Source organism: Acinetobacter sp. 789_lipA (assembly GCF_058242845.1).
The window spans coordinates 2,359,711-2,386,554 of the sequence record NZ_JBZAYS010000001.1 but is presented as its reverse complement, the minus strand read 5'-3'; the positions used below and the strand labels follow the sequence as shown (position 1 = coordinate 2,386,554).

Sequence of the window (26,844 nt, the reverse complement as noted above, 5' to 3'; positions counted from 1 at the left end):
AAGACATCTCAATAAAATTAAACTGAAGTATACCGATTTCTCAGCCGTGGAACAGTAGCTAACGCTTAGTGATTATGCACTTAAACGTACATACCTTGACGAATCTGTAGATCTAGATCACTTAATCGCTCAGGTGTGCCAACATCCACCCATGCGGCTTGCATTTTCTCAGCAGAAACTTTTCCCGCAGACATCGCTTCTTTTAGCAATGGAGCCAATGGACGCTTACCTGCTTCCAAGCCCTTAAACATCTGTGGATGAATAACCGCAACACCACTATAAGTCAGTGCTTCACCTGACTGCTCTTGTTCAAAGGTATAAGCACGCCCTTGATTTAAGATAAAGTCTCCTTTGGGATGCTGTGTCGGGTTGGGTACAAATACCAGATGCGCAAAATCGGTGTCCAACTGCACATCAAGTAAAGCTTCGAAATCAAAAGTGGTCCAAACATCACCATTCACTAAAATAAACGGTTCTGTCCCCAGCAGTGGCAGAGCATTAATAATACCACCCGCTGTTTCAAGCCCCTCTTCTTCACGCGTCCAACGAATAGTCACACCAAACTGTGAACCATCCCCAAGCGCACCAATCAACACATCGGCCAACCAGGCAGAATTAATCACAATTTCTGTGACCCCAATTTGCTTGAGTTTTTCAATATGCCAAACGATCAGTGGTTTGCCACCAACTTCAAGCAAAGGTTTCGGTTTATAGAGTGTTAAAGGACGCATACGGTTTCCAAGCCCCGCGGCCAAAATCATTGCTTTCATGCTGCAACAACCTCATATTTGCCATATTTTGCTTCAAATTTCGGCATCACTTTATCGCAAATAAATTGCATGAAAGGTTGTAGTTCTGCATATGGTTTGCTTTCTTCAAGTAAATACCACATCACACGTGGTAAATCTTTCAGATAACCTGATTTTCCGTCACGTTCAAATAAACGCACAAAAATACCTAAAATTTTAATATGACGTTGAATTGCCATCAGGTCAGCGTCTTGCTTAAACTGTTCAAAGTCACGCCCTTCTTTAGCAGAAGCTGGCAATAGGTCATAAAACACTTTAAACCAATGATAAACGCGCTCAGGATTCCACTGTACATACGCATCACGTGTAATTGAGATCAGATCATAAGTATCTGCACCAATCACAGCATCCTGAAAGTCAATTACACCTTGCTCTTGTTCGTCTACTAAAAGCATGAGATTACGACTATGGAAATCACGATGTACAATCACTTGAGGCTGAGCCAAAGCAGCATTGGCTAAAATTGCAAATGTACGTTTAATCAGCGCAGACTCATCATCAGAAGGTTGAATCTGTAAACTTGGCAATAACCAATCTGTCAATAGCGACATTTCGGTCATTAACTTCTCATAAGAATAAGCTGGGAAACGACCTTCACCATCAATAGATTGCAATTGAATCAACTGCTTAAAACTTTGCTCATAATGTGCATCGACAGTCTTGTCATCGAGCTGTGTAGACAGTAGCACATCACCAAAATCTTCAAGCAATAAGAAGCCTTGCTCCAAATCTTTCGCCACAATATGTGGTACACGAACACCATTCGTATCAAAAAATTCATCAATCGTCACAAAAGGCACACAATCTTCTTTTTCTGGTGGTGCATCCATCAGCATAAATGTTTTATTATTCAACTTGATTCGTGCATAACGACGGAAACTTGCATCGCCTGCTAAAAAGTTAATTTCAAATTGATCTGAACCAAGTACAGATGAAATCCATGTTTGTATCAATTGTTCACGTTGTGTATTCATTTGCGATAAATTCTAATACAGGCTGAGTTTTTAAAGTGCTAAGTGTAGCCACTTATCAACTTTTTCTCTATGATGCGACAATAATTAATTGCGTTTTAAGCATACTTGGTAAATGAGACACATGAAGCATCAGTTTAAATTTAATCCTTTAGCGACTGCGATATTTACCCTTCTTTGTGGTAGCTCAATCACAAGCTATGCTGCAACACCAACCACGTCTATTTCAGACGAACAACAATCGCTAAAACAAGCACTACAAGAAAGCTATCCTGGGCAAAAGTTTTTCGAACAATACTATGTCGATAAGTCATCTCCTGAAGCTCAACAGCGCCAAGGTCGTTACTTAAGCTCCGCGTATTGCCAAGGCACATGGCTAACCCCAGTAAGCCCTGAAACCAAAGCCGCTGACGCAGCCAATGCGACATCTACCATTACAGCGGACTATGGTCACTACAACCCACAAGGTGACTCTGTTCTTGAAGGTAATGTCCTGATTGATCAAGAAGGTCGTCAAATCCGTGCCGATAAAATCACCATTGATCAAACCCAGACCTTTGCCAATGCTGAAGGTCGTGTACAAATGGCGCAAAGTGGCTTATTAGCACAAAGTGACCAAATCAATTACAACCTAAAAACTCAGCAAGGCGACCTGAAAAACAGTTTCTATATTTCAGAAGAACAACATGCGCATGGGCGGGCCGACCAAATCCTACGTGAATCGCAAACGACCACTACGCTAAAAAATGCAACTTATAGCACCTGCCCCCCAGAGCAATCGCCAACATGGAAAATCCAAGCAGACGAAATTAAGTTAAATCAAGAAACTGGACGTGGTGAAACACGTGGTACAAAACTTTATGTTAAAGATGTACCCGTTCTCGCTGTTCCTTATTTCAACTTCCCAATTGATGACCGTCGTACTACCGGTATTTTGACACCAAGTTTTGGCTTCACCAATGATGGTGGTGTCGAGCTTGCAGTGCCTGTTTATCTCAACTTAGCACCCAACTACGACGCGACTGTTACGCCACGCTACATCAGCGACCGCGGCCCAATGTTTGAGGGTGAGTTTCGCTATTTGACCGAAAACTTTGGTTCAGGTCAAATTTGGGGGGGGTACTTAGCTGGTGACCGAAAATATGACGATGAAGACCGTAAAGATTTGCACTTTTTACATAACTGGCAAATCAATGAACAGTTCTCAACCAATCTTGAATATAACTATGCGTCAGACAAAGACTACTTTACTGACCTAAGTAACAACCCAAACACCAAAACAGACTTAAACCTGCGTCGTGCGTGGGAGTTAAACTATAAAAATGGAATTCCTGGTCTAAAAGCCCAACTGAAAGTTGAAGACTTCCAAACACTAGACGAAACCACACCCTACGTTGACCGTCCGTATGCGCGTTTACCACAGTTCTTACTCAACTATAAAGCGGGTAATGCACTGGGCTTAGAATACGAGTTCAACAACGATACGGCTTACTTTAAAAAGGACTTTGGGACTATCGACGGCGATACCAACGATAGCTTTGAACCAAGCGGCACCCGTGTCTATAATGACTTTTCTGTACGCTATAACTACCGTACACCGTGGGCTTTCGCCATTCCTGAAGTATCTATTCGCAATGTGAACACATTCTACGATCAAGATACCATCAATGAGTTTGACAACACCAACCGCTCATCGAATGACAAATCTTATGTTGTGCCACAGGTGACTTTTGATGCAGGTTTGACTTTTGAAAAAGAAGGCACTTTCTTACAGACGTTAAGCCCACGCATGTTCTATGCCTATGCACCCTATAAAAATCAAGATGGCGCACCAAACTTTGACTCTGCAACAGCATCGATCAACTATGATCAGTTATTTAGTGCAAATCGCTTCTATGGCCATGACCGTCTAGAAGACAATAACTTCTTGTCACTGGGCTTAAGCTATAGTCTATTTGATACGGTGGGTCTAGAGCGCTTAAAAGCCAGTGTGGGCCAAAGCTATTATTTCGAAGACCGCCGCGTAACGCTTGACCAAACAGCAGATGTCTTTGACAGAGAAAATCACTCTGGTCCGATTGTCAGCGTATCTAGTCAGCTCTCACAAAACTTTACCCTCGGTGCAAACTCAGCATGGATGGCAAATGGTGATAATGCGCAACGCGACTTACAACTTTACTTTACGGGTGATAAAGGCAACCTCTATAACGTTGGCTATTTCTACCGTAAAGAAATTGCAGACCGTCAAGAACATTACGACCAAGTGGTTGCATCTTTTGTACAACCGATCCATAACAACTGGCGTATTATGGGCCATGCTCAATATGACTTAGACAACAATGTCGCTCGTGAATACCTCCTTGGTGTCAATTACGAGTCTTGCTGTTGGGGAATCTCCGTTTATGGTCGTGAGTACTATAACGACTTGGATGACGTCAATGCTGCAGGTGTAGAACCTAAACGTGCAATTATGGCCGAAATTACACTTAAAGGCCTAGGCGGACTCAACAGTAAACTTTCATCATTACTAGAAAATCGTATTCTAGGCTTTAACAATATTAATCAGACTTGGACAGACCGTTAATGAAGACAAAACAGTTCAAACAATTTTTTAAAGCGAGTGCTTTGGCTTTAGCTCTCGCAACCGCTATTCCAACTTTTGTACATGCGTCGGATGAAGTTGTTGCTGTAGTCGATAACAGTGTCATTTTGAAGAGTGACTTAGAAGCAAGCATGGCTGAGCTCAAACATCAACTTGAGAGCCAAAAGAAACAAGTCCCACCAGAGCAATATTTGGCACAACAAGCATTAGAGCAACTGATTATTCGTCAGACTCAACTTGAACAAGTGAAGCGTTACAACATTCAACCTGATGAAAAAAGCTTGAATGAAGCGGTTTTAAATGTTGCAAAACAATCCGGTAGCACAAGCCTAGAAGCATTCCAACAAAAGCTCGATAAAATGGCACCCGGAACCTATGCTTCTTTGCGTAGTCGCGTTGCTGAAGATTTAGCAATCAATCGTTTGCGCCAGCAAATCGTTACCTCTCGTATCCAGATTTCAGATCAAGACGTTAAAAACTTCTTAAATACCCCACAAGGTCAAGCAGCACTCGGTAACCAAGTGCATGTGCTACATGTGCGTGTTTCAGGTGACAATGCTGACGCTGTGGCGAAGCAAGTTAAAACGGTACTAGCAAACGACAATGACGTTGCTGCAATTGCTAAAAAGTTCAGTACTGCTGGCACCAAAGTTGAAGGTGCAGATATGGGCTTTAGAGCACTTTCTGACATCCCTAGCGAGCTTGCAGCACGTGTGAGTCCACTCCAAGTGGGACAAACCACAGATTTAATTACAGTGCGTGATGGTGTACATCTTTTAAAATTAGTTGAACGCAAAGGTGCTGAGCAAAAAGCGATTGTGCCTCAATACAAAGTACGCCATATTTTGATCCAACCGTCTGAAGTGGTTAGCCCTGAAAATGCTAAACAAATGATCGAAAGTTTGTATAACCGCGTCCAAAAAGGTGAAGACTTTGCCGTTTTGGCTTCCACCTACTCTAATGACACAGGTTCAGCACGTGATGGCGGGAGTTTGGGTTGGGTCAGCCCAGGTGTGATGGTTCCTCAGTTTGAAGAAACCATGAAAAATACACCGGTAGGTCAAACCAGTAAACCTTTCCAAACCCAATTTGGCTGGCATATTCTTCAAGTGACTGAAACACGTCAACAAGACATGACTGCTGAATACCAAGAACGTATGGCACGTCAAATTTTAGGTGAGCGTCAATTTGATGCAGAGCTTGATAGCTGGTTACGCGAAACACGCAACAGAGCTTATGTCGAAATTAAAGATCCTAACTTAGACCGTAAGAACAACAAGTCATAAATTTGAACACATAAAAAGACCAGCATTAATGCTGGTCTTTTTTTCGCTTGGCCGAAAACTAAAAATTAGACATAAAAAAAGCCTCTCATGTGAGAGGCTTTTTTTACAATCAATTAACGATTATTTTCGTCATCTTGAGTGTCTTCAAATTTTGATTCGCCATCAAAACCAGTCGATTGACCACCGAAGCCACCTTGACCACCAAAGCCACCTTGACTACCAAAGCCACCTTGACCACCGAAGCCACCTTGACCACCGAAGCCACCTTGACCACCGAAGCCACCTTGTTGACCACCAAAGCCGCCTTGTTGACCGCCAAAGCCACCTTGTTGACCGCCAAAGCCGCCTTGTTGACCGCCAAAGCCGCCTTGTTGACCGCCAAAGCTACCTTGTTGACCAGCGCCAGCAGGTGCACCAGCAGGACGTGGATTACGTGCAGGAACAACTGTAGAAATTGCATGCTTGTAAACCATTTGGCTTACTGTATTTTTTAATAAAACAACATATTGGTCGAAAGATTCAATATGACCTTGTAACTTAATACCGTTTACAAGGAAGATAGAGACAGGAATACGTTCTTTACGGAGAGAATTTAAGAACGGATCTTGCAAAGTTTGACCTTTAGACATGTTATAACTCCAAAAAAATTTAAAAATCAGCGCAAAAAACTATCTTTATTTTTCAATTAAAAATTATAAAAAAGATAGTAGCTAAATTTTGCTTTATCCGTAGCAGTTTCGCAAGTCTTCTTGTGCCTGCGTGATAGTAGAATACGTTGTAAATTTATGTGCCTCTTGCAAAGATCTTAACCAAGTGTATTGACGTTTGGCAAGTTGTCGTGTCGCAAAAAGTGATTTATCCTCCATTTCACGTTGTTTTTCGACAGTTTTATCTCCTTTCTGTAAAAATTCGAGTGCTTGTCGATACCCAACTGAGCGCATAGAGGGTAAATTTTCATCTAAATCGTATTTTTTCATAAGTGCTTCCACTTCATTCAAAAATCCGATGTCCCACATAATTTTCAATCGTTGTGCAATTCTTTGGTGCAATTCGGCACGGTCTGGCATCAAAGCATAATTATGAAAATTATAGCGATAAGGCACGTTTTTAGGTTGTTCAGCTTGAAGTTTAGTAATAGGCTGCCCTGTCAATTTGTAAACTTCTAAAGCCCGAATAATACGTTGTTTATCACTCACTTTAAATTTTTCGCCCGCCAGTGGATCCACACTACATAATTCAGCATAGACCGCAGACCAACCCTCACTTTCACCTTTAGCTTCTATTTCAGCACGAACAGCATAATCTGCGCTCGGTAAATTGCTTGAAAGACCTTCTAAAAGTGCCTTGAAATAGAGCATAGTTCCACCCACCAAAATCGGGGTTTTACCTCGTGCATGCATATCATCAATTAGACCACATGCATCTTCAACAAAGTTTGCAGCCGAGTAGACTTCTAATGGGCTAATAATATCGATAAGGTGATGTGGATATTGCAGTAACTCTTCTTTGGTCGGCTTTGCTGTACCAATATCCATATCCTTAAAGACCAATGCTGAATCTACAGATATCAGTTCAAAATTCCCTTGCTCATAGAGCTGACATGCCAAAGCAGTTTTACCACTTGCAGTTGGCCCCATTAAATTGATGACCGGCAATTGTGTTGACATGTACAACTACTCTCCTCGAGCAAAAAGCTTATCTAGTTGAGCCAATGGAAACGCACGCCAAGTTGGGCGACCATGGTTACATTGGCTGGCAAATTCAGTTTGTTCCATTTGACGAAGCAAAGCATTCATTTCAGAAAGACCCAAAATGCGATGGGCGCGAACAGCACCATGACAGGCCATACCCGCTAGAATTTGATCACGCTTTTGCAGTAAGCCCTGCGCTTCATCATTTGGATCCAAATCGTTCAGTAATTCAGGTACCAGCGCCTCAAAGTTGGCTTTATGTAAAATCGCAGGCACACCACGAACAATGACCTGCTCATCGCCATATTGATCAATTTCAAGACCCAAACGCGCCAATTGATCTTTGAGCTCTTCCACTCGCATAGCTTGCATTCGCGTGATATTAATCACTTTGGGAATAAGTAACTGCTGAGAAGTCCAAAACTCTGGTTTATCCCACGCTGACTTCATTTGCTGTAGCAAAATACGCTCATGCGCTGCATGCATATCAACAATAATCAGCCCTTCTGTATTTTGAGCCAGCACATAAATACCATGCAATTGTGCAATTGCAATTCCCAACGGATGTTCATCGACTTTTGGGCTTTGCACTGTAAAATCAGCCAAAGGCTGAGCTTGATCAACACCAGATGATGTATCACGTAGAGGTGCTAAATAGCTTTGTAAGGCATTATTGAGCTGTTGTGAGCCCTGATAGCGTGAAGGTTGCGCCGAATAATGGACACCTTGCGGTTGATTTGAACTAAAGTCAGTGAGCACATCCGATGGGGCTTGCTCACCAGTTTGTGTAGACTCAACACGACGATGCAACTGCAAAGGCTCTTGATAACGAGGCTGCACAGACATCGAAGCTTGATTCTCTGCAATCTTCATTGCATCAGATAAATCTGCGGTTGCCGTTTGAAACTGCGATAAAGTCTCTTTGGCATAATGACGTACAAATTCATGTACTTCACGTTGATTTAAAAAGCGAATTTCATGTTTAGTCGGATGTACATTGACATCAATATTTTCAGGGTCTACTTCCAGAAAAAGTAAATAACCCGCATGCTGATGTCCATGCAAAATACCATCATAAGCCATACGCAGCGCATGAGAGATGGTTTTATCTTTAACAATTCGACCATTCACATAAACATACTGTAAGTCAGCCTGAGCCCGCGCATCGGAGGGATGTCCCAACCAACCTGTTAAACGCATGTTGATGCTATCTGCATCCATCCAATAAGCATTTTCAGTAAATGTGCGCCCTAGCAACTGTTGTACGCGCTGAAAACGTAGCTCACCACTATCTGCAATCGGCAAGTTCAGTTTGATGCTTTGATTATGTTCAAGCACAAAACGAATATCGAAATGCGTCAGCGCTAAACGCCGAACAATTTCCTCAATATGACCAAACTCTGTGCCAGGTTTTTTGAGAAATTTTCGACGCGCAGGCACATTGAAAAATAAATCTTGTACCCGAATATGCGTACCTTTCGGTGCAGCTACAGCCTGAATCTCTTGACGGTCAAATGCAGTTCCATTGACTTCAACTTGGTAGCCAATTCCATCATCCGCTTGACTACTGGTCAAGGTTAAACGCGACACCGCTGCAATAGAAGCCAATGCCTCTCCGCGAAAGCCTAAACTGACAATTGCATGTAAATCTTCAGCGGTTTGGATTTTACTGGTCGCATGGCGCATCACCGCCAAAGGGAGATCTTCAGCGTGAATCCCTCGACCATTGTCCATGATTTCAATTAAAGTACTGCCGCCTTGCTCTACCCGAATAATCAGCTCTGTCGCACCTGCGTCAATCGAGTTTTCAAGTAACTCTTTGACCACAGACGCTGGACGCTCAATGACTTCACCTGCTGCAATTTGGTTGGCTAAAGCAGGATTCAAAGTATGAATACGACGTATCTTTAAATCATCACGCATTGTTTAATTGGCTCTCTAATGCTTGTAATAATGCTACTGAATGGAAACTTAAGGTAGCAGACCGTGTCAGTTCATCTTCCGATTTTTGAATATCAATAATTAAGTCCGCCTCAGGGATCTCATCGCCCCCTTTAGACGGCCATTCAAACAAAAACAGTGCATTGGGCGTTTCCAAATAGTCACGAATGCCCATTAGCTCCAGTTCATACGGATCGTTTAAACGATACATGTCAAAATGGAAAATATCACGCCCTTGAACTTGGTAAGGTTCAACCAAGGTATAGGTTGGGCTTTTCACGGAACCTTGATGGCCTAAATGCTGTAAATAGTGTCGTGTTAGCGTGGTTTTACCCGCACCCAAATCCCCAATCAAATACACTACACCCGTCGTAAAATGCTGTGCCAAAATTTGCGCTAAATTTTGGGTATCTTGTTCATTATTGAGCGTTAAATTAAATGAATACTGCATAATACTCACGACAAGTGACAAAAGAACAATTATGATAGCACTGCACTCACAAAATGCCCAAGCCACAAGCTTGAAATCTCGTATTTAACTGCGCCAACCGATTAGATATTGCCTGCACATCATGCTCAACATAAAACCTGCTGAATTTTGTCCTCCCACGCTCAATGGCGTGAGCGCAAGTAAAGTGTTCCTACCTAAATTAAAGCCATCACCACACACCGTATTGGCTTATTTATCTGACCAATTTCCGCATATTGAAGCAACTGAGTGGCAGCAACGCTTTCATGATGGCTTGGTCTATGACGCTGTAGGTAATGTACTCCATACAGATTCGGCATATCTTGAAAATCAGCATGTGTTTTATTACCGCTTTTTAGCGCATGAAATTGAAGTTCCATTTCAACACGGCATTTTATTTGAAAATGATCATTTCTTAGTGGTGGATAAGCCGCACTTTTTGACCATCAGTCCAACGGGGCAATATGTTCAACAAACCCTATTGGTGCGCCTGAAAAAACAAACAGGTATTGAGTATTTAACGCCCATCCACCGCCTTGACCGTGAAACCGCTGGCTTAGTGATGTTTTCCAAATGTATTCACAGTCGAGGGCTGTATCAGCAAATGTTTGCAGATCGACAGGTTCAAAAAACCTATCATGCGATTGCACCGTTTAACCGCGAACTCAACTTTCCACATACTGTAAAACTACATATGCAAAAAGGTGAACCGTTCTACACCATGCAAGTCCTAGACAAAGCACCGAACAGTGAAACCGAGATCTTGCTTTTAGAGCATGGTGCAATATGGGCAAAATATGAGCTTAAACCCAAGACAGGGAAGCAACATCAACTCCGTGTACACCTCAACTTCTTAGGTCTCCCGATTAAAAATGATCCGTTCTATCCTAAAGTTGTACATAAAGCCGACGATGATTTTAGTCAGCCTTTACAGCTCTTAGCTAAGCATCTTTCATTTAAAGATCCAGTAACTCAAAAGCTTATGCAGTTTAGCTCCAATCTTGAATTGACATTGTAATCTGCTTGTCATTACAAAATAATTTAAATTTCCATTGTATGAATATTGAAATTACAATGGAATTGATTAAAATAACTTCTAACCTTAAGTCGTTCAAATTATTTAAAAAATCATGAGAAAAACAGAAGTCTATCAAATTCGACTCGATTCCCAAGAAAAGAAACAAGCTTTTGCAGTGTTTAAACAACTGGGAATTACGCCTGCGCAAGCCGTTCGTTTGTTCTTCAAACAAGTGGTTTTAACCAAATCCATCCCTTTCTCAATCGAAAACCAGAACATCAATATTGAACAGCTGATTAAACTACGTAAGCTCAAGCAAGAACAGAAAGCGGTTGAACACATCACTAGCGCAGACTCAACAGCAACCAATGATTTATTTGCAGACGATGAACACATTGATCTTTTTGAAGAATTAGCTGCAATCTTGGGAGAAAGTGACAAAACTTAACAGTGTTGCATTTCTAAACAAATTTTAGAAATATCCCTTTCAAAACTTAGGTATGCTTCATGTAAACACTATAAATACAGCATGGAGTAATACATGATCGTTAGACGTGCCACTTTAGAAGACTTAGAAAAACTTGCTGTATTATTTGATGAATATCGCCAATTTTATGGTGCATCTTCCAACTTGGCGCTTTCCCAAAAGTTCCTTAAACTTCGCCTTGAAAACGAACAAAGTGTCATCTTCATTCATGTCAAAGACGATGTGATTACAGGTTTTGTGCTGCTGTATTTAGGTTTCTCTTCTGTGGCCTGTGCAACTTATTATATTTTAGATGATGTTTATGTTTCTCCACCGCATCGTCGCCATGGCTCAGCAAAACAATTGATCGATACCGCGATTTTGTTTGCAAGACACGAAAAAGCCATTCGTATTACGCTTGAAACGCAAAAAAATAATTATCAATCCCACAGCTTATATGAAGCCATGGGCTTTGTAACGGATAATGAGTTTAAGACCTATCATTGCTTTTTATAGCATTCAGCGTCTAAAGACCTTCACTCTCAAGATCATTGCGTGTCTTGGCTAAAGCCACTTGTTCAGCATTTAAATAGATCCAACGTCCCTCGACTAAATCTGGTATCCCCGTTAAGTCGAGCGCTCCAATTTGCTGACGATGCAAGCTCTCAACTTTATTTCCCACTGCCGCAAGCATACGTTTCACTTGATGATATACCCCTTGATGCACGGTCATTTGCAGTTCACATTCAGCTAAGCGTTTTACATCTGTTGCAGCAAAACTCCCTTTTTCATTTCGCAGTTCAACCCCTTGCTCCAGCTGTTGAACTTGTTCATCTGTAACAGAGTCGGCCGTTTTCATCCGATACACTTTTTCCACATGCTTTTTAGGGTGAGTCAGCGCTTGTAAAAACTGACCATCATCGGTGAGTAACAATAAACCTGTGGTGTCTTGATCTAGACGACCTACACACTGAATACCACGATTCAAGAGCACATCGTTAAACAAATCAAAAACACTAAAATGATGCGTCGCCTGATGTGAACATTCATAGCCTTCAGGTTTGTTTAAGGCGATATAGACTTTTTCACGGTATTCAAAGCTCTCGCCATGTACCTTGTAGTGAAGCGCATCCAATTTGAGTTTATGTTTAGGGTCAGTAATGATCTGCCCATCAATTTCAATGGCTGCATTTTTAATCAACTGTTGGCAATGCTTTCGCGAACCAAATCCTTGCGACTGCAACATTTTTTCCAACAGCATCAGCACACCACATTTTTAAATAAAGGCTCATTTTATACTGAAATACAGGAACATCAATCAAAGGACTCGGATCATTCGGCAAAGTGGCTAAAAAAACGTTACAATGCACATGTTTTTTTGACCAGTCTCGCCCCCTATGCCGAACTTAGATTTGAACCTGATCGTCCTCCTGATCCTACTGGCTTGCGGTATTTTTAGTCACAATTCTGCAGTAACCATTGCTGCGGCAGTACTCATTATTTTGCGGATGACACCGCTAAGCGAATACTTCCCACTCATCCAACAACATGGATTGAATATCGGGATCATCATTTTAACCATTGCAGTTTTGGTACCTATTGCAAGTGGTAGAATTAGTGGTGAAAGTATTTTTAAATCTTTTTTAAGTGTTAAATCGTTACTTGCCATCGCGATTGGTGTTTTGGTTGCATGGCTAGGCGGCCGTGGCGTAAAACTGATGTCAAACCAACCCGATGTTGTTGCAGGCTTGCTGGTCGGAACCGTTGCAGGAGTTGCTTTACTACGTGGCGTTCCAGTCGGCCCACTCATTGCGGCTGGTTTACTTACCCTAATCATTGGTACAGGACAGCCCTAGCCTAGCGAATACAAAAAAAATCCAAATTCTCAAGCTAGGTCGAATTAATCTGTATTTGCTGCCTTTAAATTTGACTTCTTTTTATAGAATGTCCACTCAATATAGCGCTATGAATAAATATTCATCGTGCAGAACCTTCAGAGTTCATATGAATATTACGCTTGCTTAGTTCACTTATAACTTTTTCGAACAACCAAATTTTCATGTGATAAAGAACGTATAATACTTTTCATTTTCTCCTCTATTTATGTCCTCTCAAGAAAATAGCATCTCTCCCACAAGCCACTTATCTGTCATTATTTTGACATTAGCACTCGGTGGTTTTTGTATTGGTACGACTGAATTCGTTGCGATGGGACTCATCCAAGAGATCTCACAAAGTTTCAATCTCAGCATTCCTGTCACAGGGCATTTTATTAGTGCCTATGCTTTAGGTGTGACTATTGGCGCACCTGTGATTGCCATTTTGGCCGCAAAGGTTCCGCGTAAAACGCTCTTAATTGGTCTCATGCTATTTTATGGTATCGCCAATGCCAGTACAGCTCTCGCAAACAGCTATGAGTCTATGCTGATATCACGTTTTATTGCAGGTTTCCCTCACGGCGCTTACTTTGGTATTGCCACTTTGGTGGTTGCCGAGTTTGCTGGAAAACAAAAGCGTGCTTCGGCAGTCGCCATGCTCATGATGGGGCTGAATGTCGCGACCGTGATTGGTGTGCCTTTTGCGACATGGCTAGGTCAGCTGTATGGTTGGCGTGCAGGTTTTGAGTTTTCTGCATCTATCGCATTTTTGACCGTAGTCGCGATTTGTTTTGGCCTACCCAAAATGCAACTGGATCACACAGCCAGCATTCAAAATGAACTGTGTGGACTTAAAAATACACAAATGTGGCTAACGCTTGCTGTCGGTGCAATTGGATTTGGTGGGCTGTTTTCTGTCTATAGTTATGTATCGCCTATTTTGACTGAATATACCCATGCCAGCATTCAAGTCATTCCATTTGCACTGGCATGTATTGGGCTCGGGTTGGTCATTGGTGGTGTCGTCGCAGGACACTTTGCCGATAAAAACTTAAACAAGGCGATTATTTGGGTCTTAGTTTCCAATGCCTGCTCTTATGTACTTTGTGCCCTGTCTATGGATCACCTTGCCACTGCTTTTATTGCACTCTTCTTAGTCAGCTTCAGTATTGCTGGTTTGGGGCCTTTACTACAAACCCGCTTAATGGATGTCGCTGGTAATGCACAAGGCTTAGCAGCTTCGCTGAATCATTCTGCATTTAATATTGCCAATGCCTTTGGTGCCTTTCTCGGCGGCTGGTTAATTAGCCAAGGTTTAGGTTGGCTAGCCCCAATCTGGGTCGGGGTTTTACTGAGTTTGGGCGGACTGATTATTTTGCTACTGGCTTTTCAGCATGAGAAAAAGTCGATATCCGCATGTAAAAATGATGCAAATCAGACTTGTTAGACCAATCTAGATTTCTATTCAGATAAAGTAAGGCATGTGTATAAACGTACAATTTTAACGTTGATCACATGCCTTTTTACACCAATTTATTCAGGTAGTTTCTTCCCACAATGTGGGCAATATGTATACTGATCACGCTCTTGCCTTAAAGATTCTTCTTTTTGTTCACGAATGAGTTGTAAAATAATATCGTGTGTTTGTTCTTTGGTCAGCCCCACATCTTTACGAATCTCCTCAATTTTTTCAGTTTCTAAGACAAAATCAATATCGCTATTTTGGATTAGCTCTCGAAATCTGAGTTCAAGTTTTTCTTTACGCTGCTCAAGTTCATTGGCTAAACCATTGGCTAAAATACCCGCAGGCAATGCCGCTAAACCTACCCCTAAAATGGTAATAATCGCACCCAAAAAGCGTCCTAGCGGCGTAATAGGTGTCACATCACCATACCCCACGGTGGTCAGTGTGACTACGGCCCACCACATTGAAGCTGGAATAGAGCTAAAAACTTCAGGTTGTGCCTGACTTTCAATCAGATATACCCCCGCAGCCGCCATAATGATCATAATCATTAAGATGAAAATAACTGCTTGAAATGAGCCTTTTTCGCGCTCGATGACACGTAATAAAATTTGTAGAGACACAAAATAGCGGGTTAACTTAAGAAGTCGGAGCAAACGAACAATTCTTAAGAATCGCAAATCGAACTGAACAAAGAAATTTAAATACGCAGGTAGAATAGCCAAGAGATCGATAATCGCCCCACCGCTTTTGACCCAATTTAGACGGTTTTTCCAATCCGACTCAAAACTATTAGTTTCAGCAATTGACCAAAAACGTAAGAGATATTCGACGCTAAAAACGACAATAGAAAAGATTTCAAAATAATAGAAAAAGTCTTGATACAACACATAATACTTTTGCACCGACTCCAGCAAGACCGCAGCAGCATTACTCATAATCAGTGCAATCAGAAAATAGTTCAACCCTCGACTTAAGGGTGTCTCATAATCCTCATTATGCAAATTGTTATAAACAAATTTGCGTAGCGTGTACCAAGCTGTCAATTTCATTACGATTCTGAGTTATTCTTATCCCTTAAAATTCAGTTTAACTGAAGTTCGGAGCAATGTAAGTAACTAATTTCTGCGCGAAATGCCCTGGTTTTAAGATGTTATTCAATATATAACAGCGCTAGACGAACTTGGTCATAGCCCATACGTGGATTAGTCAGTTCCACAATTGGACGAAGCTTAATCGCACCATCCTCACTAAAGTGTTCTGTTTGCTGACGCTTCATTAAGCGTTTATAAATTTTCCGCACTTGCTCCACCACTTCTTCCCCAGGATGTGCCACGGAAATATCCAAGCCCTGCTCTTTATGCAACTTTGCCAAATGGTTGATAATGGTTGCTGCCGTTAAACCGCGCTCTTGTGCGATATCTGCAATTTCATAACCACCTTCAAACAGTTCACGTGTTTCATCGAGTGTTGCAGAAGCATAGTTGGCTTTACCTGCATTACGGGCAATTTTCTTTTCATTCCGCTCAATCTCAATTTCATTGAGCGTTCCACCACAGTGACGAATAAAGGCCTTGTGCTGTGGCTCAAGATCAATGGCCTCAAAATGTGTTTCAGCTTCATCGGACAGTTCTTGGAAGCGGCGGTCTGCCTTAATGGCAAGACTATCTAGCTCCAGAGCTTGTTCATTAAATCCCAGCAGCCTTAAACCATCCAAAGTCTTTAAGCGCGACAAAGCCACATAGCCCTGTCCTTTTTCAAAAGTATGACTAAGATTAATTTCCGCTGCCGCCAAAGTCATCCCTTGTGACTTATGAATGGTGATGGCCCATGCCAAACGTAATGGAATTTGCTGAAAACTGGCAATGGTTTTGCCTGCATCATTGTCCACTGACCACGTTTCAGGCTCAACCACCAGTACCGTACCATCAGTCAGTTTGACCTTCGGCAAGATCCCAAAATCATCATCTTCTTCAAAGCCCACCACTTCGCCTAAGCTACCGTTGATATAGCCCACATCGAAGTTGTTCTTTACAAACATCACTTTGGCATTTTTCTTGAGGGTTAAATTTTCAGGTGCACGCACAGAAGACTTTAAGGTTTCAATAAGCTTGTCATTGCCATCACACACTGCCTCAAACTGTCGACCTTCATTTTCAATTTCATTCAGATGTTTGAAGTTGATGGTGTCCACGTCCATATTATGTGTATATAAACGTGTAAAGGTTTCTCCAATATCTTGCTGACGTGTAGCTTGTAAAGCCTGCAAGTGCTGAGAGTTAATACTCTGACTGCGGATGGCATTTAAAATATCATTGAGGTAATCATTGCCCTGACGGTGCTGCTCAGTCAAATAGCACACACGAAACTTGGCTTCGACCCAAGCATCAGACATAAAACAGAATTTATCGCGATTACGCTCTTCATTTTTACCGACTGGCGGTAACTGGAAGAAATCACCTGCAACAATCACTTGAATCCCGCCAAATGGCTCTTCACTTTCTTTAAAGAACTTAAGGACTTTATTGACCAAATTGAGTTGCTTGGCATGTAACATCGAAATTTCATCAATGATTAAGACTTGGGCATTTTCTAAATGCTCTTTTAAGTATTTACGTTCTTTCATGCGTTTGAGTTCATCTTCCCCCAACGCATCTTTAATTCCAATGCCAGCCCAAGTATGAATAGTCATGCCATTCATATGCGTCGCGGCAATACCTGTAGAAGCCGTAATCGCCACAGGCACTTTACGAGCTTTTAAATAGTTAATGTATTGGTTCAGCGTATAGGTTTTTCCTGCACCAGCGGAACCGGTTAAAAAGACATTTTCGCCCGCTTTTAAGAGTTTGAGTGCAGTTTCTTGCTTCATAAGACCTATACCATTAATGAACGGCTATAGCCTACCGAGTTTTTGCAAAAAAGTTAAGCAGATCTCGTCACACAGTAAATGATGTGCGACAAATTAGGTCCATTGTTGTTTAATTTTTAAGAGCTTGGTTATTGGGTTTGATTCAGCATGGCAATAAATTGTTCAGCGACCACAACATCATCAGGTAACGCTTTTTGGTTGTTTGGATATTCAAGCTGATCAAATAACAGTTGTCCTGCAATATAGTGACAACCGAGCGTCAAGTGCCGCTGTGCGTCGGTATGACTCATATGAAATGCAGCATATTCACGTACAATGATTCGCTCAGCAAAACTGGCTGCTAAACAATGTTGAAAGCGACGTGACTCAGCAATGATGCGATCAATATCTTTGAGCTCCTCAAGCACCCAACTCTCAATAAAATAATAAGCTTCATGGCTGATCGGTTGCCATGAGACATAACCAAGCTTTCGTTTCAGCTCCGCAAGTAGCTCTTGGCTATGCAATTGATCATGCCACTGCACAGCCTGATGAAATAGGCTCTTCCATGTGACATTTTTTAAAACCTCCTTTTGCGTCTCAAAATGTTCAGGCAAATAATCGCGCACATAAGCATCAAACACCGAAACTCGTAAAGGCGGCCGATTTAAATAAAACAACTGTCGAAAGCTTTCAATATGCAGTTTATGTTGCTTTAACTGAAGATAAAAATCACGGTGTTGTTGCTTATCTTCGCTAAAATAAATCACTAAGTCTTCTGGGAGTTTCTGCGCAATTTTATCTAGATGTTGAATATAGGCCTGCATTATGCGACTCAATTTTGTGTATACCCGTTTCCCCCATTCGGGCTGCTGTTCTACCACACGGCGTAGCAGTTCGAGCCATTCATCTAAATACAAAATAGACGGGCTGATCGCTATACGCTGATCATCCATATCTTGGCGTCTATTTTTTAAGACCACATGCTGGTTGGCCTCCAGCTCAAACCAATGCTGTTGTAAGGCATGTTCATAGCAACTTTGTATAAATAAACGCGCCGCGACATGTTGGAAGTACTTTAAAGTCGTGACAATAATTTCAGGATGATAAGACTGCGTATCGAGATAACTTAAAGCCGTTACGGCAACGCGTATACTACTGTGCTGAATATTTTGACTCACCCAGTCTGTCACCACCGCTTTTTGTTTGAATAACCAATTTACGGTACGGCTTTCATCAAAAATCGGGAGTTTGGCGACCTTCTTTTGCCATAGCTTGGTTTCAGTTTTTAAAAAATGCTGCTTTGACAACAAATCACGCGATGACCAAAGATCCCGATGCATAAGCCGCACAAAGCCGAGCATATGGGACTGCTCTTTAGCATGCGGATATAACAAGTGAATGTCGTGCGTATGATCCATCAACTCTTGTAAAGAAAACCGTTCAGGAAATGCCGTTTGTATAATGCGATAAACATACGGATCTAATAATTGATTAGCACTGCAACACAGCTCATCATAACTATTCATCAAAGACTGTAAGGGTAAAATATCTTCCGCCTGATCTGCATCTAAGCAGCATAAGCGCTGCAACTCGGCCAGCAAACTTCGCTCAGAGGTTGAATCATCTGTATTGAATTCAACTTGCTGGCACAGCTGTTGAAAGAGTTCTGATTGCGTTTGCCGTATTTCAGTCAAAATTGTTTGTACGCGACTCGGTCCATCGAACAAAAAAAACAGCTGTTGAAGAATCAGCTGACGCAACTGTTTAACTTTATTACGCAAATACAAAGAATGTTGTGGGGACTGATCACCCACTAAAAACACAATATCGTGTAAACAAAACTCTTCGAGTGCTTCCGCATAGTGCCCTTGATAGATAAACTGTGGAACACACAGCTCCGCCTGTTCCGTCGGTGTATAAAACTGAATATGAAAACAATGATTTAAAATTTGAATCCGTTGTTGTTTTGCATCGACACTTAAAACGTTTTGCACATTGAGTGTGGAAAGAAAAGCGGCCTGCTCGTGATAAAGCTGCTGAATACTCGGAACAACTTGTCTTAACTGTATAGCAAGACTTTGATATTGCTTAAGCTTATCGTTTTTCTCCACGGCTGGCCCTCTTTGAATTTGGCTATTTTCACCACAACTTCAAAACCAATATAAACAAATCCTGAACCACAGGCTATGCCTTTTATCGATAGCCATTTTGTTCGGTGAAGCCATTTTTCCTCATTCCCTTACTCATGGTAGGTATTTGGTAGGTACACAAGTTTTTGGAATCATTCAATACTCTAAAAACGGTAATGAGCACCGATAACAACATAAATAATGGTAGAAGGAATCGCACCATGGCTTTTAAAAATATTGCAGATCAAACGAACGGTTTTTATATCCCTTGTGTTTCACTTTTTGGACCAGGCTGTGCCAAAGAAATTGGTGGCAAAGCACAAAACCTCGGTGCAAAGAAAGCACTGATTGTAACCGACGCAGGTTTATTTAAATTTGGCGTAGCCGACACCATTGCAGGATATCTCAAAGATGCAGGTGTTGATAGCCACATCTTCCCTGGTGCAGAACCGAACCCAACTGACATCAATGTCCACAACGGCGTGACTGCATATAACGAACAAAGTTGTGACTTTATTGTTTCCTTAGGTGGTGGTTCTTCGCATGACTGCGCTAAAGGTATTGGACTCGTGACTGCGGGTGGTGGTCATATTCGTGACTACGAAGGGATCGATAAAAGTACGGTTCCAATGACCCCTCTTATTGCAATCAACACCACGGCAGGTACAGCATCAGAAATGACGCGCTTCTGTATTATTACCAACACAGATACGCACGTAAAAATGGCAATTGTGGACTGGCGCTGCACTCCACTAATTGCAATTGATGACCCTAAACTGATGATTGCAAAACCTGCAAGCTTAACAGCAGCAACAGGTATGGATGCCTTAACCCATGCAGTAGAAGCTTATGTTTCAACAGCCGCAAATCCAATCACCGATGCCTGTGCTGAAAAAGCCATTTCGATGATTAGCGAATGGTTAAGTCCAGCCGTTGCGAACGGTGAAAACTTAGAAGCGCGTGATGCCATGAGTTATGCACAATATTTAGCAGGTATGGCATTTAACAATGCATCTCTAGGTTATGTCCATGCGATGGCTCACCAACTCGGTGGCTTCTATAACCTACCTCACGGCGTATGTAATGCAGTCCTACTTCCACACGTCTGTGAGTTCAATTTAATTGCCTGCCCTGACCGTTATGCACGAATTGCTGAACTGATGGGAGTTAACATCACAGGTTTAACTGTGACAGAAGCTGGATATGCTGCCATTGACGCAATTCGTGAACTATCTGCATCGATTGGTATTCCATCGAGCTTATCTGAACTTGGTGTGAAAGAGCAAGATTTGGGTGTTATGTCTGAAAATGCGCAAAAAGATGCCTGCATGCTGACGAACCCACGTAAAGCAAACCATGCTCAAGTGGTCGACATCTTCAAAGCTGCACTCAAATCAGGTACTTCAGTGGTCGATTTTAAAGCAGCGGTCTAAGTTCTCTCCTTAACTTTTTGTTTGCTTTGACAATTTAAGTGGAATGAAACAGACGTCCATACTGTTTCATTCAGGTAAGCCTAATCCTTGCTTACCTGTGCACTTAAATTGTCTTTTTTTATTTGTGGTTGACAAAGTTTTGCACTTCATCAAGGATAAGAAAACTCATGACAATAACAACCAGAGCAAATTATGTCAGCAAATCAAACTCATCCTGCGTATCAACCTGATGTCCTCGGCGAAGGCTATGAACAATTAAAACTCAGTTTTCCAGACGATTATGAAGGTGCTGTATGCGCAACCCTCGTACGTAAAAAATCCCCGCAGAATACTCAAAAAGCTGTACTGTATATCCATGGTTTTATTGACTACTTTTTCCAAACCGAAATGGCTGAACAATTTAATCAGCATGGTTATGATTTTTATGCGCTCGATTTAAGAAAATATGGTCGTTCTCACTTGAGCCATCAAAAATATTACAACGTCCGTGATCTCAGCGAATACGATGCTGAAATTACCCAAGCCTTAGAAATCCTTGGCAATGAAGGCCATAATACGGTGCTACTTGCAGGGCACTCTACGGGTGGCTTAATCACGACTTTATACGCTGCACACAACCCTAAGCATCCGCTGATCAAAGCACTTTGGGCCAATAGCCCTTTTTATGATTTTAATATGCATCCCGTTAAGCGCAAACTTGGCGTGCCGCAGCTCAGTCGACTCGCAAAGCATTTTCCTGACCTCAAGTTTCCAAGTGAACTGAATAAATGGTATGTACCGAGCCTACATCAAAACGAGCATGGTGAATGGAACTTTGATTTGAAGTGGAAACAACCAAGCTATTCTATGGTTCGCATCAGCTTTGTACGTGCAATTCATGAAGCACAGAAAGAAATTCATCGCGGTGGTTTAAAGCTCTCTGTTCCTGCACTCATTATGCATTCACATCAAACGCTTAACCCGAAGAAATGGGGCCTAGCCGCGCAAACCAGTGATGTGATTTTAGATGTTAAAGACATTGAAAAGCAGGCTAAAAATTTACAAGGTGACGTCAGTGTCGTGACTATTCAAAACGGTTTACACGACTTAGTCCTCTCCGCACCTGAAGTTCGTGCCGAAGTCTATGCTGAGCTGTTCCAGTGGCTCGAGCAAAAAATAGTGTAACTACACCTTCCCAACACAATTCATAATTTTTAAACTTTATATTTCTCAAGTAGCTGATGCGCAGGATGTCCATCCGGTGTCAGCTCAATGAGTCGCTCAACGGCATCAATCGCCTCTGGGTAACGCGCGACATGTTTAAACAACATATCGGTTTCATTGGCTTTAAAAATCGCACTGCTTAAACGTGACTCCAAGCAGTCGCGCCATGCACATAGAAATGGACTTTCTGTTTTAGGCAGTAAAACCCCTGAACAAAGTTTTAATGCGGTCTCAATATATGCAGCATCTAAGGCTTGCTCAGCTTGTAAAAAATCGGCCTCAATATGCGCCAAAATCCGATAGGGACGAGATCCCAACATACCACCAAGCAAGTCACGCAATTGTGACATTTCGGCCTTAAGTGTTCCCACACTCACCTTGCGCTCACCATATAAGGCCTGATGCAAAGTATCTAACGTCATGCCCTGTGGGCACAGCGCCAAGATGGTCAAAATTTCAATTTGTCGCGGTGTGAGGACCATCACTTTGCCATTGAAATGTACTTGTGGAACACCAAAAGCACGGATATACAACTGTTGACGCTGATATTCTAAGAGTGCCGTTTGGATGATAGATGCACAGCGCTCTGCTGCGAGTAGACCAAGGCTATTGTGGTTTTTCCATGTGGTGGATAAATCAATTACCCCAAGGACGTGTTTTGAGTAAGGGTCAATGATCGGCGCCGCATAACAGACCCAATCATGAATGGAGCTCATATAGTGTTCATTTGAAAAGACACAACTGGATTGTTGGGTTTTTAAGGATAAGGCCAATGCATTGGTCCCCACCAATTCCTCTCGCCACTGCCCGCCTTCAACAAAATGTACACTTTCTGCCGCATTACGCATTTGTCTGCTAGATGCACTCCAAATAATGGTACTACCAATATCGCCTACAGCCACCACCATAGACGACTGTTGTGCAATATGTCTCAGTTCATCTGCGCAATAACTCAAAGCATGTTGCAACGCTGAACCTTGTGACATGGAACCCTCAGAAATGGGCGCAGCAAAGCGATCTTTTGGAATTTCTGCGGAGTTAGAGCGCTGCCATGAACTTGCAATACTTTTTCCCAATTGTTCAGCTTGTACCGTCGAAATACTGCTACTGGTTCTAAGCTTTTCTATTTCTTGTCTTTTCTGTATTAAATGTTGCATTGCCATCATTCCTTATACTCAAAACAATTCCTGATATACGTCCACTGTATTACTTGGTTGTAAACATTTGTCAAAGCCGTGTAAACCTCCTTCCTTCCAACCTTTTTCCAACCTTATATTAGTTATGCTACTTAAATATTGTACAGATGTACCTTATACCAAAGCTGTAGATGCTTTTAAAAAATCAATAAGCAAAGGAACTTCAATATGCGCTATGTAGACCCTAACCAATCTGGTTCTAAAGTAGAATTTAAAGCACAGTATGACAACTTTATTGGTGGCGAGTGGGTTGCTCCAGTAAAAGGTGAATACTTTGAAAATATCTCTCCTGTCGACGGTAAAGTTTTTACAAAAGTCCCTCGCTCATCTGTAGAAGACATCGAACTTGCACTGGATGCTGCGCATAAAGCCAAAGAACAATGGAACAAATCTTCTCCTACTACACGTTCAAATTTACTCCTTAAAATTGCAGATCGTCTAGAACAAAATCTAGAAAAATTGGCTGTGGCTGAAACATGGGATAACGGTAAACCGATTCGTGAAACACTTGCAGCGGACATTCCTTTAGCCATTGACCATTTCCGCTATTTCGCAGGTTGTATCCGTGCGCAAGAAGGTGGCATTTCTGAAATTGATGAAGATACCATTGCCTATCACTTCCACGAACCATTAGGCGTGGTAGGACAAATCATTCCATGGAACTTCCCAATTTTGATGGCAACATGGAAAATTGCTCCTGCTTTGGCTGCGGGTAACTGTATTGTACTTAAACCTGCAGAACAAACCCCTGCGAGCATTTTGGTTTTAATTGAACTCATTCAAGATTTATTGCCTGCAGGCGTACTAAACGTAGTCAATGGTTACGGCGTAGAAGTTGGTCGCCCATTGGCAAACAATCCACGTATTGCCAAAATTGCATTCACAGGTTCGACTCAGGTCGGTCAATTGATCATGCAATACGCCACTGAAAACATCATTCCAGTGACTTTGGAGCTTGGTGGTAAATCTCCAAATATTTTCTTTGAAGATGTTATGGCGCAAGATGACGACTACCTAGACAAAGCACTCGAAGGCTTTGCTATGTTTGCGCTTAACCAAGGTGAAATCTGTACGTGCCCATCGCGCGCTTTAGTTCAAGAAAGCATTGCGGATAAATTCCTTGAAATGGCAGTTGAACGTGTAAAACGCATTAAAACGGGTCATCCGCTCGATACAGAAACGATGATTGGTGCGCAAGCTTCACTGGAACAACAAGAGAAAATCTTGGGCTGTATCGCAACAGGTCGCGGTGAAGGTGCACAAGTACTAACAGGTGGTAGTGAGCGTAATGAAGTGGGTTCTGGTTTCTATATTGAACCAACCATTTTCAAAGGCACCAATGACATGAAAATTTTCCAAGAAGAAATTTTTGGGCCTGTACTTTCAGTGGCAACATTCAAAGACTTTGACGATGCTATTAAAATTGCCAACGACACTATTTATGGTTTAGGCGCTGGTGTATGGTCACGTTCAGCACATACCTCTTACCGCGCAGGTCGTGCAATTCAATCGGGTCGCGTTTGGACCAACTGTTACCACATCTACCCTGCACATGCCGCTTTCGGTGGCTATAAAAAGTCAGGGATTGGTCGTGAAAACCACAAGATGATGTTAGAACATTATCAACAAACTAAAAACTTACTTGTGAGCTATGCAACCAAGCCTATGGGCTTCTTCTAAGCACTTAGCTTATTCGTATACAGTTCTCTATGTGTTTAGGGTGATTCGTTACCCTAAACATTTCTCCATCAAACATCAAACATCAAACATCAAACATCAAACATCAAACATCAAACATCAAACATCAAACATCAAACATCAAACATCAAACATCAAACATCAAACATCAAACATCAAACATCAAAACAATAATTCAAAACTGTGTCATATAAATATTAGACAGGACGTCTAGTCGCTTGGTACTGAAATTGCATAAATATTGCATCCATCAAGCCATCTATAAAACTCAAGATATGGAGCTTCACATGACAGATTCTCCCATTAACAGCTCAACGACTCCGCTCTCTACTTCAACAGTAAGCACATCTGACGACTATTTTGAAAAAAGGCAACTGAAACAAGGTGCTGTAGGCTGGCTATTATTAGTCGGTTTAGGCGTAGCGTATGTCATTTCAGGCGACTTTGCTGGCTGAAACTTCGGCCTCGCGCAAGGTGGCTGGGGCGGTATGTTTATCGCAACGGTTGTTGTAGCCATCATGTACTTATGCATGTGCCTGTCGATGTCTGAAATGGCCACCATGCTGCCCACTGCAGGAGGTGGCTATAGCTTTGCACGTACCGCATTTGGCCCATTTGGTGGCTATCTCACAGGCACGGCGATTCTAATTGAATATGCCATCGCCCCTGCGGCTATCGCATGCTTTATTGGTGCCTACTGCGAGTCCTTATTTGGTGTCGGTGGATGGATCATTTATCTCATCTGCTATCTGGTTTTTATGGGCATTCATCTTAAAGGTGCAGGTGAAGCCCTCAAGATTATGTTTGTCATTACCGCCATTGCAGCCGTAGCTCTTTTTGTCTTTATTATCGCAATGGCACCACATTTTAACAGCGCCAACTTATTTAACATTGCACCGACTGAAAATATCGGTGCAAGTAGCTTCCTCCCGATGGGTTATATCGGCATTTGGGCGGCGGTGCCCTATGCCATTTGGTTCTTTTTAGCGGTAGAAGGTGTTCCACTGGCAGCAGAAGAAGCTAAAGATCCATCTAAATCATTACCGCGTGGTTTGATCGGTTCGATGCTGATTTTGGCCGCTTTTGCCCTACTTATTCTGTTCTTAGGTGCTGGTGCTGCTGGTGCAGAACAACTTAAAGAATCAGGCGCACCCTTAGTTGATCCACTAGTAGCCGTCTATGGTCAAAACAGCTGGTTAGGCAGCTTTGTCAATTTTGTCGGTCTGGCAGGTTTAATTGCGAGTTTCTTCTCCATCATCTATGCCTATTCACGTCAAATTTTCGCCTTATCCCGTGCGGGTTATTTACCAACCTCGTTATCCCTGACCAATAAAAACAAAGCGCCCTATTTAGCGATTATTATTCCCGGCATCATTGGTTTTTTATTGTCCCTAACAGGTGAAGGTGATCTGCTCATCCTGATGGCGGTATTTGGTGCGACTATTTCTTATGTCTTGATGATGCTTTCTCACATTAAACTGCGCATCAGCCGTCCAGAGTTGCATCGTCCCTATAAAACCCCAGGTGGGATTGTCACCTCATCAATTGCTTTGATTTTAGCCAGTATTGCGGTGATAGCTGGTTTTGTAGTGGATCCTAAAGTTTGGTTTATGGCTGCCGCTATTTATGCGGTCTTTATTGCCTACTTTATTTTCCATAGTCGCCATCGACTCGTTCAAGGTACACCTGAAGAAGAGTTTGAAAGTATTCGTAAGGCCGAACAAGACTTATAGAAGGAC

21 protein-coding genes and 1 pseudogene are annotated in these 26,844 nt (G+C 42.1%); 11 read left to right on the top strand and 11 right to left on the bottom strand.

Going from position 1 to position 26,844, the window contains the following annotated elements; genetic code table 11:
• Positions 1 to 80 precede the first annotated feature (80 nt).
• Both murU and AC4CUZ_RS11575 read right to left on the bottom strand, forming a co-directional pair.
• The gene (gene murU, locus AC4CUZ_RS11580; RefSeq protein ID WP_078388676.1) at positions 81 to 770 is read right to left on the bottom strand and encodes an N-acetylmuramate alpha-1-phosphate uridylyltransferase MurU; all 690 of its coding nucleotides are present in this window, start codon (positions 768 to 770) and stop codon (positions 81 to 83) included.
• Entirely contained in the window at positions 767 to 1,783 is a 1,017-nt protein-coding gene (locus AC4CUZ_RS11575; RefSeq protein WP_419276225.1) for an aminoglycoside phosphotransferase family protein, read from the bottom strand. Before AC4CUZ_RS11575 ends, murU begins: the two co-directional genes overlap by 4 nt.
• 121 nt (positions 1,784 to 1,904) lie before the next feature.
• Here AC4CUZ_RS11575 and AC4CUZ_RS11570 point away from each other — a divergent pair, with 121 nt between their 5' ends.
• On the top strand, positions 1,905 to 4,364 hold the full coding sequence (locus AC4CUZ_RS11570; protein ID WP_062032897.1) for an LPS-assembly protein LptD: 2,460 nt from the start codon (positions 1,905 to 1,907) through the stop codon (positions 4,362 to 4,364).
• Positions 4,364 to 5,668, top strand: coding sequence for a peptidylprolyl isomerase (locus AC4CUZ_RS11565; protein WP_178927922.1), 1,305 nt, complete (start codon positions 4,364 to 4,366; stop codon positions 5,666 to 5,668). The genes AC4CUZ_RS11570 and AC4CUZ_RS11565 overlap by 1 nt, the downstream gene beginning before the upstream one ends.
• Before the next feature lie 113 nt (positions 5,669 to 5,781).
• Here AC4CUZ_RS11565 and hfq read toward each other — a convergent pair whose 3' ends face one another.
• The 4 genes from hfq to tsaE all read right to left on the bottom strand — a co-directional run bounded on the left by hfq (position 5,782) and on the right by tsaE (position 9,751).
• Entirely contained in the window at positions 5,782 to 6,297 is a 516-nt protein-coding gene (gene hfq, locus AC4CUZ_RS11560; RefSeq protein WP_058869749.1) for an RNA chaperone Hfq, read from the bottom strand.
• 93 nt (positions 6,298 to 6,390) lie between these two features.
• A complete protein-coding gene (gene miaA, locus AC4CUZ_RS11555) occupies positions 6,391 to 7,335 on the bottom strand; it encodes a tRNA (adenosine(37)-N6)-dimethylallyltransferase MiaA (protein ID WP_490747617.1) in 945 nt (314 codons plus the stop codon).
• A 6-nt stretch (positions 7,336 to 7,341) separates the two neighbouring features.
• Entirely contained in the window at positions 7,342 to 9,282 is a 1,941-nt protein-coding gene (mutL, locus tag AC4CUZ_RS11550) for a DNA mismatch repair endonuclease MutL (RefSeq protein ID WP_348929382.1), read from the bottom strand.
• Positions 9,275 to 9,751: a tRNA (adenosine(37)-N6)-threonylcarbamoyltransferase complex ATPase subunit type 1 TsaE gene (tsaE, locus tag AC4CUZ_RS11545; protein ID WP_490747616.1), complete on the bottom strand. Its 477-nt coding sequence runs from the start codon at positions 9,749 to 9,751 to the stop codon at positions 9,275 to 9,277. Before tsaE ends, mutL begins: the two co-directional genes overlap by 8 nt.
• Before the next feature lie 121 nt (positions 9,752 to 9,872).
• On the opposite strand from tsaE, the gene AC4CUZ_RS11540 reads away from it, so the two are divergent.
• From AC4CUZ_RS11540 to AC4CUZ_RS11530, 3 genes are all read left to right on the top strand, one after another.
• Positions 9,873 to 10,787, top strand: coding sequence for a pseudouridine synthase (locus AC4CUZ_RS11540; protein ID WP_490747615.1), 915 nt, complete (start codon positions 9,873 to 9,875; stop codon positions 10,785 to 10,787).
• Positions 10,788 to 10,899: 112 nt separating this feature from the next.
• Positions 10,900 to 11,235 carry a type II toxin-antitoxin system RelB/DinJ family antitoxin gene (locus tag AC4CUZ_RS11535; RefSeq protein ID WP_004984882.1) on the top strand — a complete coding sequence of 112 codons (336 nt, stop codon included), beginning with the start codon at positions 10,900 to 10,902 and terminating at the stop codon, positions 11,233 to 11,235.
• Positions 11,236 to 11,328: 93 nt separating this feature from the next.
• On the top strand, positions 11,329 to 11,769 hold the full coding sequence (locus tag AC4CUZ_RS11530) for a GNAT family N-acetyltransferase (protein ID WP_348929387.1): 441 nt from the start codon (positions 11,329 to 11,331) through the stop codon (positions 11,767 to 11,769).
• Between the two features lie 10 nt (positions 11,770 to 11,779).
• Here the strand turns inward: AC4CUZ_RS11530 and AC4CUZ_RS11525 are convergent, their stop codons facing one another.
• Complete coding sequence (locus AC4CUZ_RS11525; protein WP_348929389.1) at positions 11,780 to 12,514, bottom strand: pseudouridine synthase; 735 nt, start codon at positions 12,512 to 12,514, stop codon at positions 11,780 to 11,782.
• Positions 12,515 to 12,650: 136 nt separating this feature from the next.
• Here AC4CUZ_RS11525 and AC4CUZ_RS11520 point away from each other — a divergent pair, with 136 nt between their 5' ends.
• Together AC4CUZ_RS11520 and AC4CUZ_RS11515 are read left to right on the top strand one after the other, a co-directional pair.
• Entirely contained in the window at positions 12,651 to 13,109 is a 459-nt protein-coding gene (locus tag AC4CUZ_RS11520) for a DUF441 domain-containing protein (RefSeq protein ID WP_004696797.1), read from the top strand.
• Between the two features lie 247 nt (positions 13,110 to 13,356).
• On the top strand, positions 13,357 to 14,577 hold the full coding sequence (locus tag AC4CUZ_RS11515; protein WP_490747614.1) for an MFS transporter: 1,221 nt from the start codon (positions 13,357 to 13,359) through the stop codon (positions 14,575 to 14,577).
• Positions 14,578 to 14,663: 86 nt separating this feature from the next.
• Here the strand turns inward: AC4CUZ_RS11515 and AC4CUZ_RS11510 are convergent, their stop codons facing one another.
• The 3 genes from AC4CUZ_RS11510 to AC4CUZ_RS11500 form a co-directional block, all read right to left on the bottom strand.
• Positions 14,664 to 15,647 (bottom strand): ion transporter, encoded by a 984-nt coding sequence (locus AC4CUZ_RS11510; RefSeq protein ID WP_490747613.1) that lies wholly within the window; start codon positions 15,645 to 15,647, stop codon positions 14,664 to 14,666.
• 101 nt (positions 15,648 to 15,748) lie between these two features.
• A complete protein-coding gene (locus AC4CUZ_RS11505; protein WP_078425006.1) occupies positions 15,749 to 17,464 on the bottom strand; it encodes an AAA family ATPase in 1,716 nt (571 codons plus the stop codon).
• Between the two features lie 128 nt (positions 17,465 to 17,592).
• Positions 17,593 to 19,557 (bottom strand): hypothetical protein, encoded by a 1,965-nt coding sequence (locus AC4CUZ_RS11500; protein ID WP_490747612.1) that lies wholly within the window; start codon positions 19,555 to 19,557, stop codon positions 17,593 to 17,595.
• Positions 19,558 to 19,796: 239 nt separating this feature from the next.
• On the opposite strand from AC4CUZ_RS11500, the gene mdh reads away from it, so the two are divergent.
• Entirely contained in the window at positions 19,797 to 21,008 is a 1,212-nt protein-coding gene (gene mdh / locus AC4CUZ_RS11495; RefSeq protein ID WP_490747611.1) for an iron-dependent methanol dehydrogenase, read from the top strand.
• Positions 21,009 to 21,200: 192 nt separating this feature from the next.
• Positions 21,201 to 22,172, top strand: a complete 972-nt coding sequence (locus tag AC4CUZ_RS11490; RefSeq protein ID WP_490747610.1) for an alpha/beta hydrolase — start codon at positions 21,201 to 21,203, stop codon at positions 22,170 to 22,172.
• Between the two features lie 29 nt (positions 22,173 to 22,201).
• On the opposite strand, the gene AC4CUZ_RS11485 is transcribed toward AC4CUZ_RS11490, so the two are convergent.
• Complete coding sequence (locus AC4CUZ_RS11485) at positions 22,202 to 23,377, bottom strand: helix-turn-helix domain-containing protein (RefSeq protein WP_195728031.1); 1,176 nt, start codon at positions 23,375 to 23,377, stop codon at positions 22,202 to 22,204.
• A gap of 198 nt (positions 23,378 to 23,575) precedes the next feature.
• Between AC4CUZ_RS11485 and exaC the strand changes: the two genes are divergently transcribed.
• Together exaC and eat are read left to right on the top strand one after the other, a co-directional pair.
• Complete coding sequence (gene exaC / locus AC4CUZ_RS11480) at positions 23,576 to 25,087, top strand: acetaldehyde dehydrogenase ExaC (protein WP_490747609.1); 1,512 nt, start codon at positions 23,576 to 23,578, stop codon at positions 25,085 to 25,087.
• A 305-nt stretch (positions 25,088 to 25,392) separates the two neighbouring features.
• Positions 25,393 to 26,838 (top strand): annotated as a pseudogene (eat, locus tag AC4CUZ_RS11475) (ethanolamine permease).
• Positions 26,839 to 26,844: the final 6 nt, after the last annotated feature.

What these genes read in the sequence shown, in the direction of transcription:
- murU (WP_078388676.1), bottom strand. Translation starts at nt 770, where the DNA reads ATGAAAGCAATGATTTTGGCCGCGGGGCTTGGAAACCGTATGCGTCCT.
- AC4CUZ_RS11575 (WP_419276225.1), bottom strand. Translation starts at nt 1,783, where the DNA reads ATGAATACACAACGTGAACAATTGATACAAACATGGATTTCATCTGTA.
- AC4CUZ_RS11570 (WP_062032897.1), top strand. Translation starts at nt 1,905, where the DNA reads ATGAAGCATCAGTTTAAATTTAATCCTTTAGCGACTGCGATATTTACC.
- AC4CUZ_RS11565 (WP_178927922.1), top strand. Translation starts at nt 4,364, where the DNA reads ATGAAGACAAAACAGTTCAAACAATTTTTTAAAGCGAGTGCTTTGGCT.
- hfq (WP_058869749.1), bottom strand. Translation starts at nt 6,297, where the DNA reads ATGTCTAAAGGTCAAACTTTGCAAGATCCGTTCTTAAATTCTCTCCGT.
- miaA (WP_490747617.1), bottom strand. Translation starts at nt 7,335, where the DNA reads ATGTCAACACAATTGCCGGTCATCAATTTAATGGGGCCAACTGCAAGT.
- mutL (WP_348929382.1), bottom strand. Translation starts at nt 9,282, where the DNA reads ATGCGTGATGATTTAAAGATACGTCGTATTCATACTTTGAATCCTGCT.
- tsaE (WP_490747616.1), bottom strand. Translation starts at nt 9,751, where the DNA reads ATGCAGTATTCATTTAATTTAACGCTCAATAATGAACAAGATACCCAA.
- AC4CUZ_RS11540 (WP_490747615.1), top strand. Translation starts at nt 9,873, where the DNA reads ATGCTCAACATAAAACCTGCTGAATTTTGTCCTCCCACGCTCAATGGC.
- AC4CUZ_RS11535 (WP_004984882.1), top strand. Translation starts at nt 10,900, where the DNA reads ATGAGAAAAACAGAAGTCTATCAAATTCGACTCGATTCCCAAGAAAAG.
- AC4CUZ_RS11530 (WP_348929387.1), top strand. Translation starts at nt 11,329, where the DNA reads ATGATCGTTAGACGTGCCACTTTAGAAGACTTAGAAAAACTTGCTGTA.
- AC4CUZ_RS11525 (WP_348929389.1), bottom strand. Translation starts at nt 12,514, where the DNA reads ATGCTGTTGGAAAAAATGTTGCAGTCGCAAGGATTTGGTTCGCGAAAG.
- AC4CUZ_RS11520 (WP_004696797.1), top strand. Translation starts at nt 12,651, where the DNA reads ATGCCGAACTTAGATTTGAACCTGATCGTCCTCCTGATCCTACTGGCT.
- AC4CUZ_RS11515 (WP_490747614.1), top strand. Translation starts at nt 13,357, where the DNA reads ATGTCCTCTCAAGAAAATAGCATCTCTCCCACAAGCCACTTATCTGTC.
- AC4CUZ_RS11510 (WP_490747613.1), bottom strand. Translation starts at nt 15,647, where the DNA reads ATGAAATTGACAGCTTGGTACACGCTACGCAAATTTGTTTATAACAAT.
- AC4CUZ_RS11505 (WP_078425006.1), bottom strand. Translation starts at nt 17,464, where the DNA reads ATGAAGCAAGAAACTGCACTCAAACTCTTAAAAGCGGGCGAAAATGTC.
- mdh (WP_490747611.1), top strand. Translation starts at nt 19,797, where the DNA reads ATGGCTTTTAAAAATATTGCAGATCAAACGAACGGTTTTTATATCCCT.
- AC4CUZ_RS11490 (WP_490747610.1), top strand. Translation starts at nt 21,201, where the DNA reads ATGTCAGCAAATCAAACTCATCCTGCGTATCAACCTGATGTCCTCGGC.
- AC4CUZ_RS11485 (WP_195728031.1), bottom strand. Translation starts at nt 23,377, where the DNA reads ATGATGGCAATGCAACATTTAATACAGAAAAGACAAGAAATAGAAAAG.
- exaC (WP_490747609.1), top strand. Translation starts at nt 23,576, where the DNA reads ATGCGCTATGTAGACCCTAACCAATCTGGTTCTAAAGTAGAATTTAAA.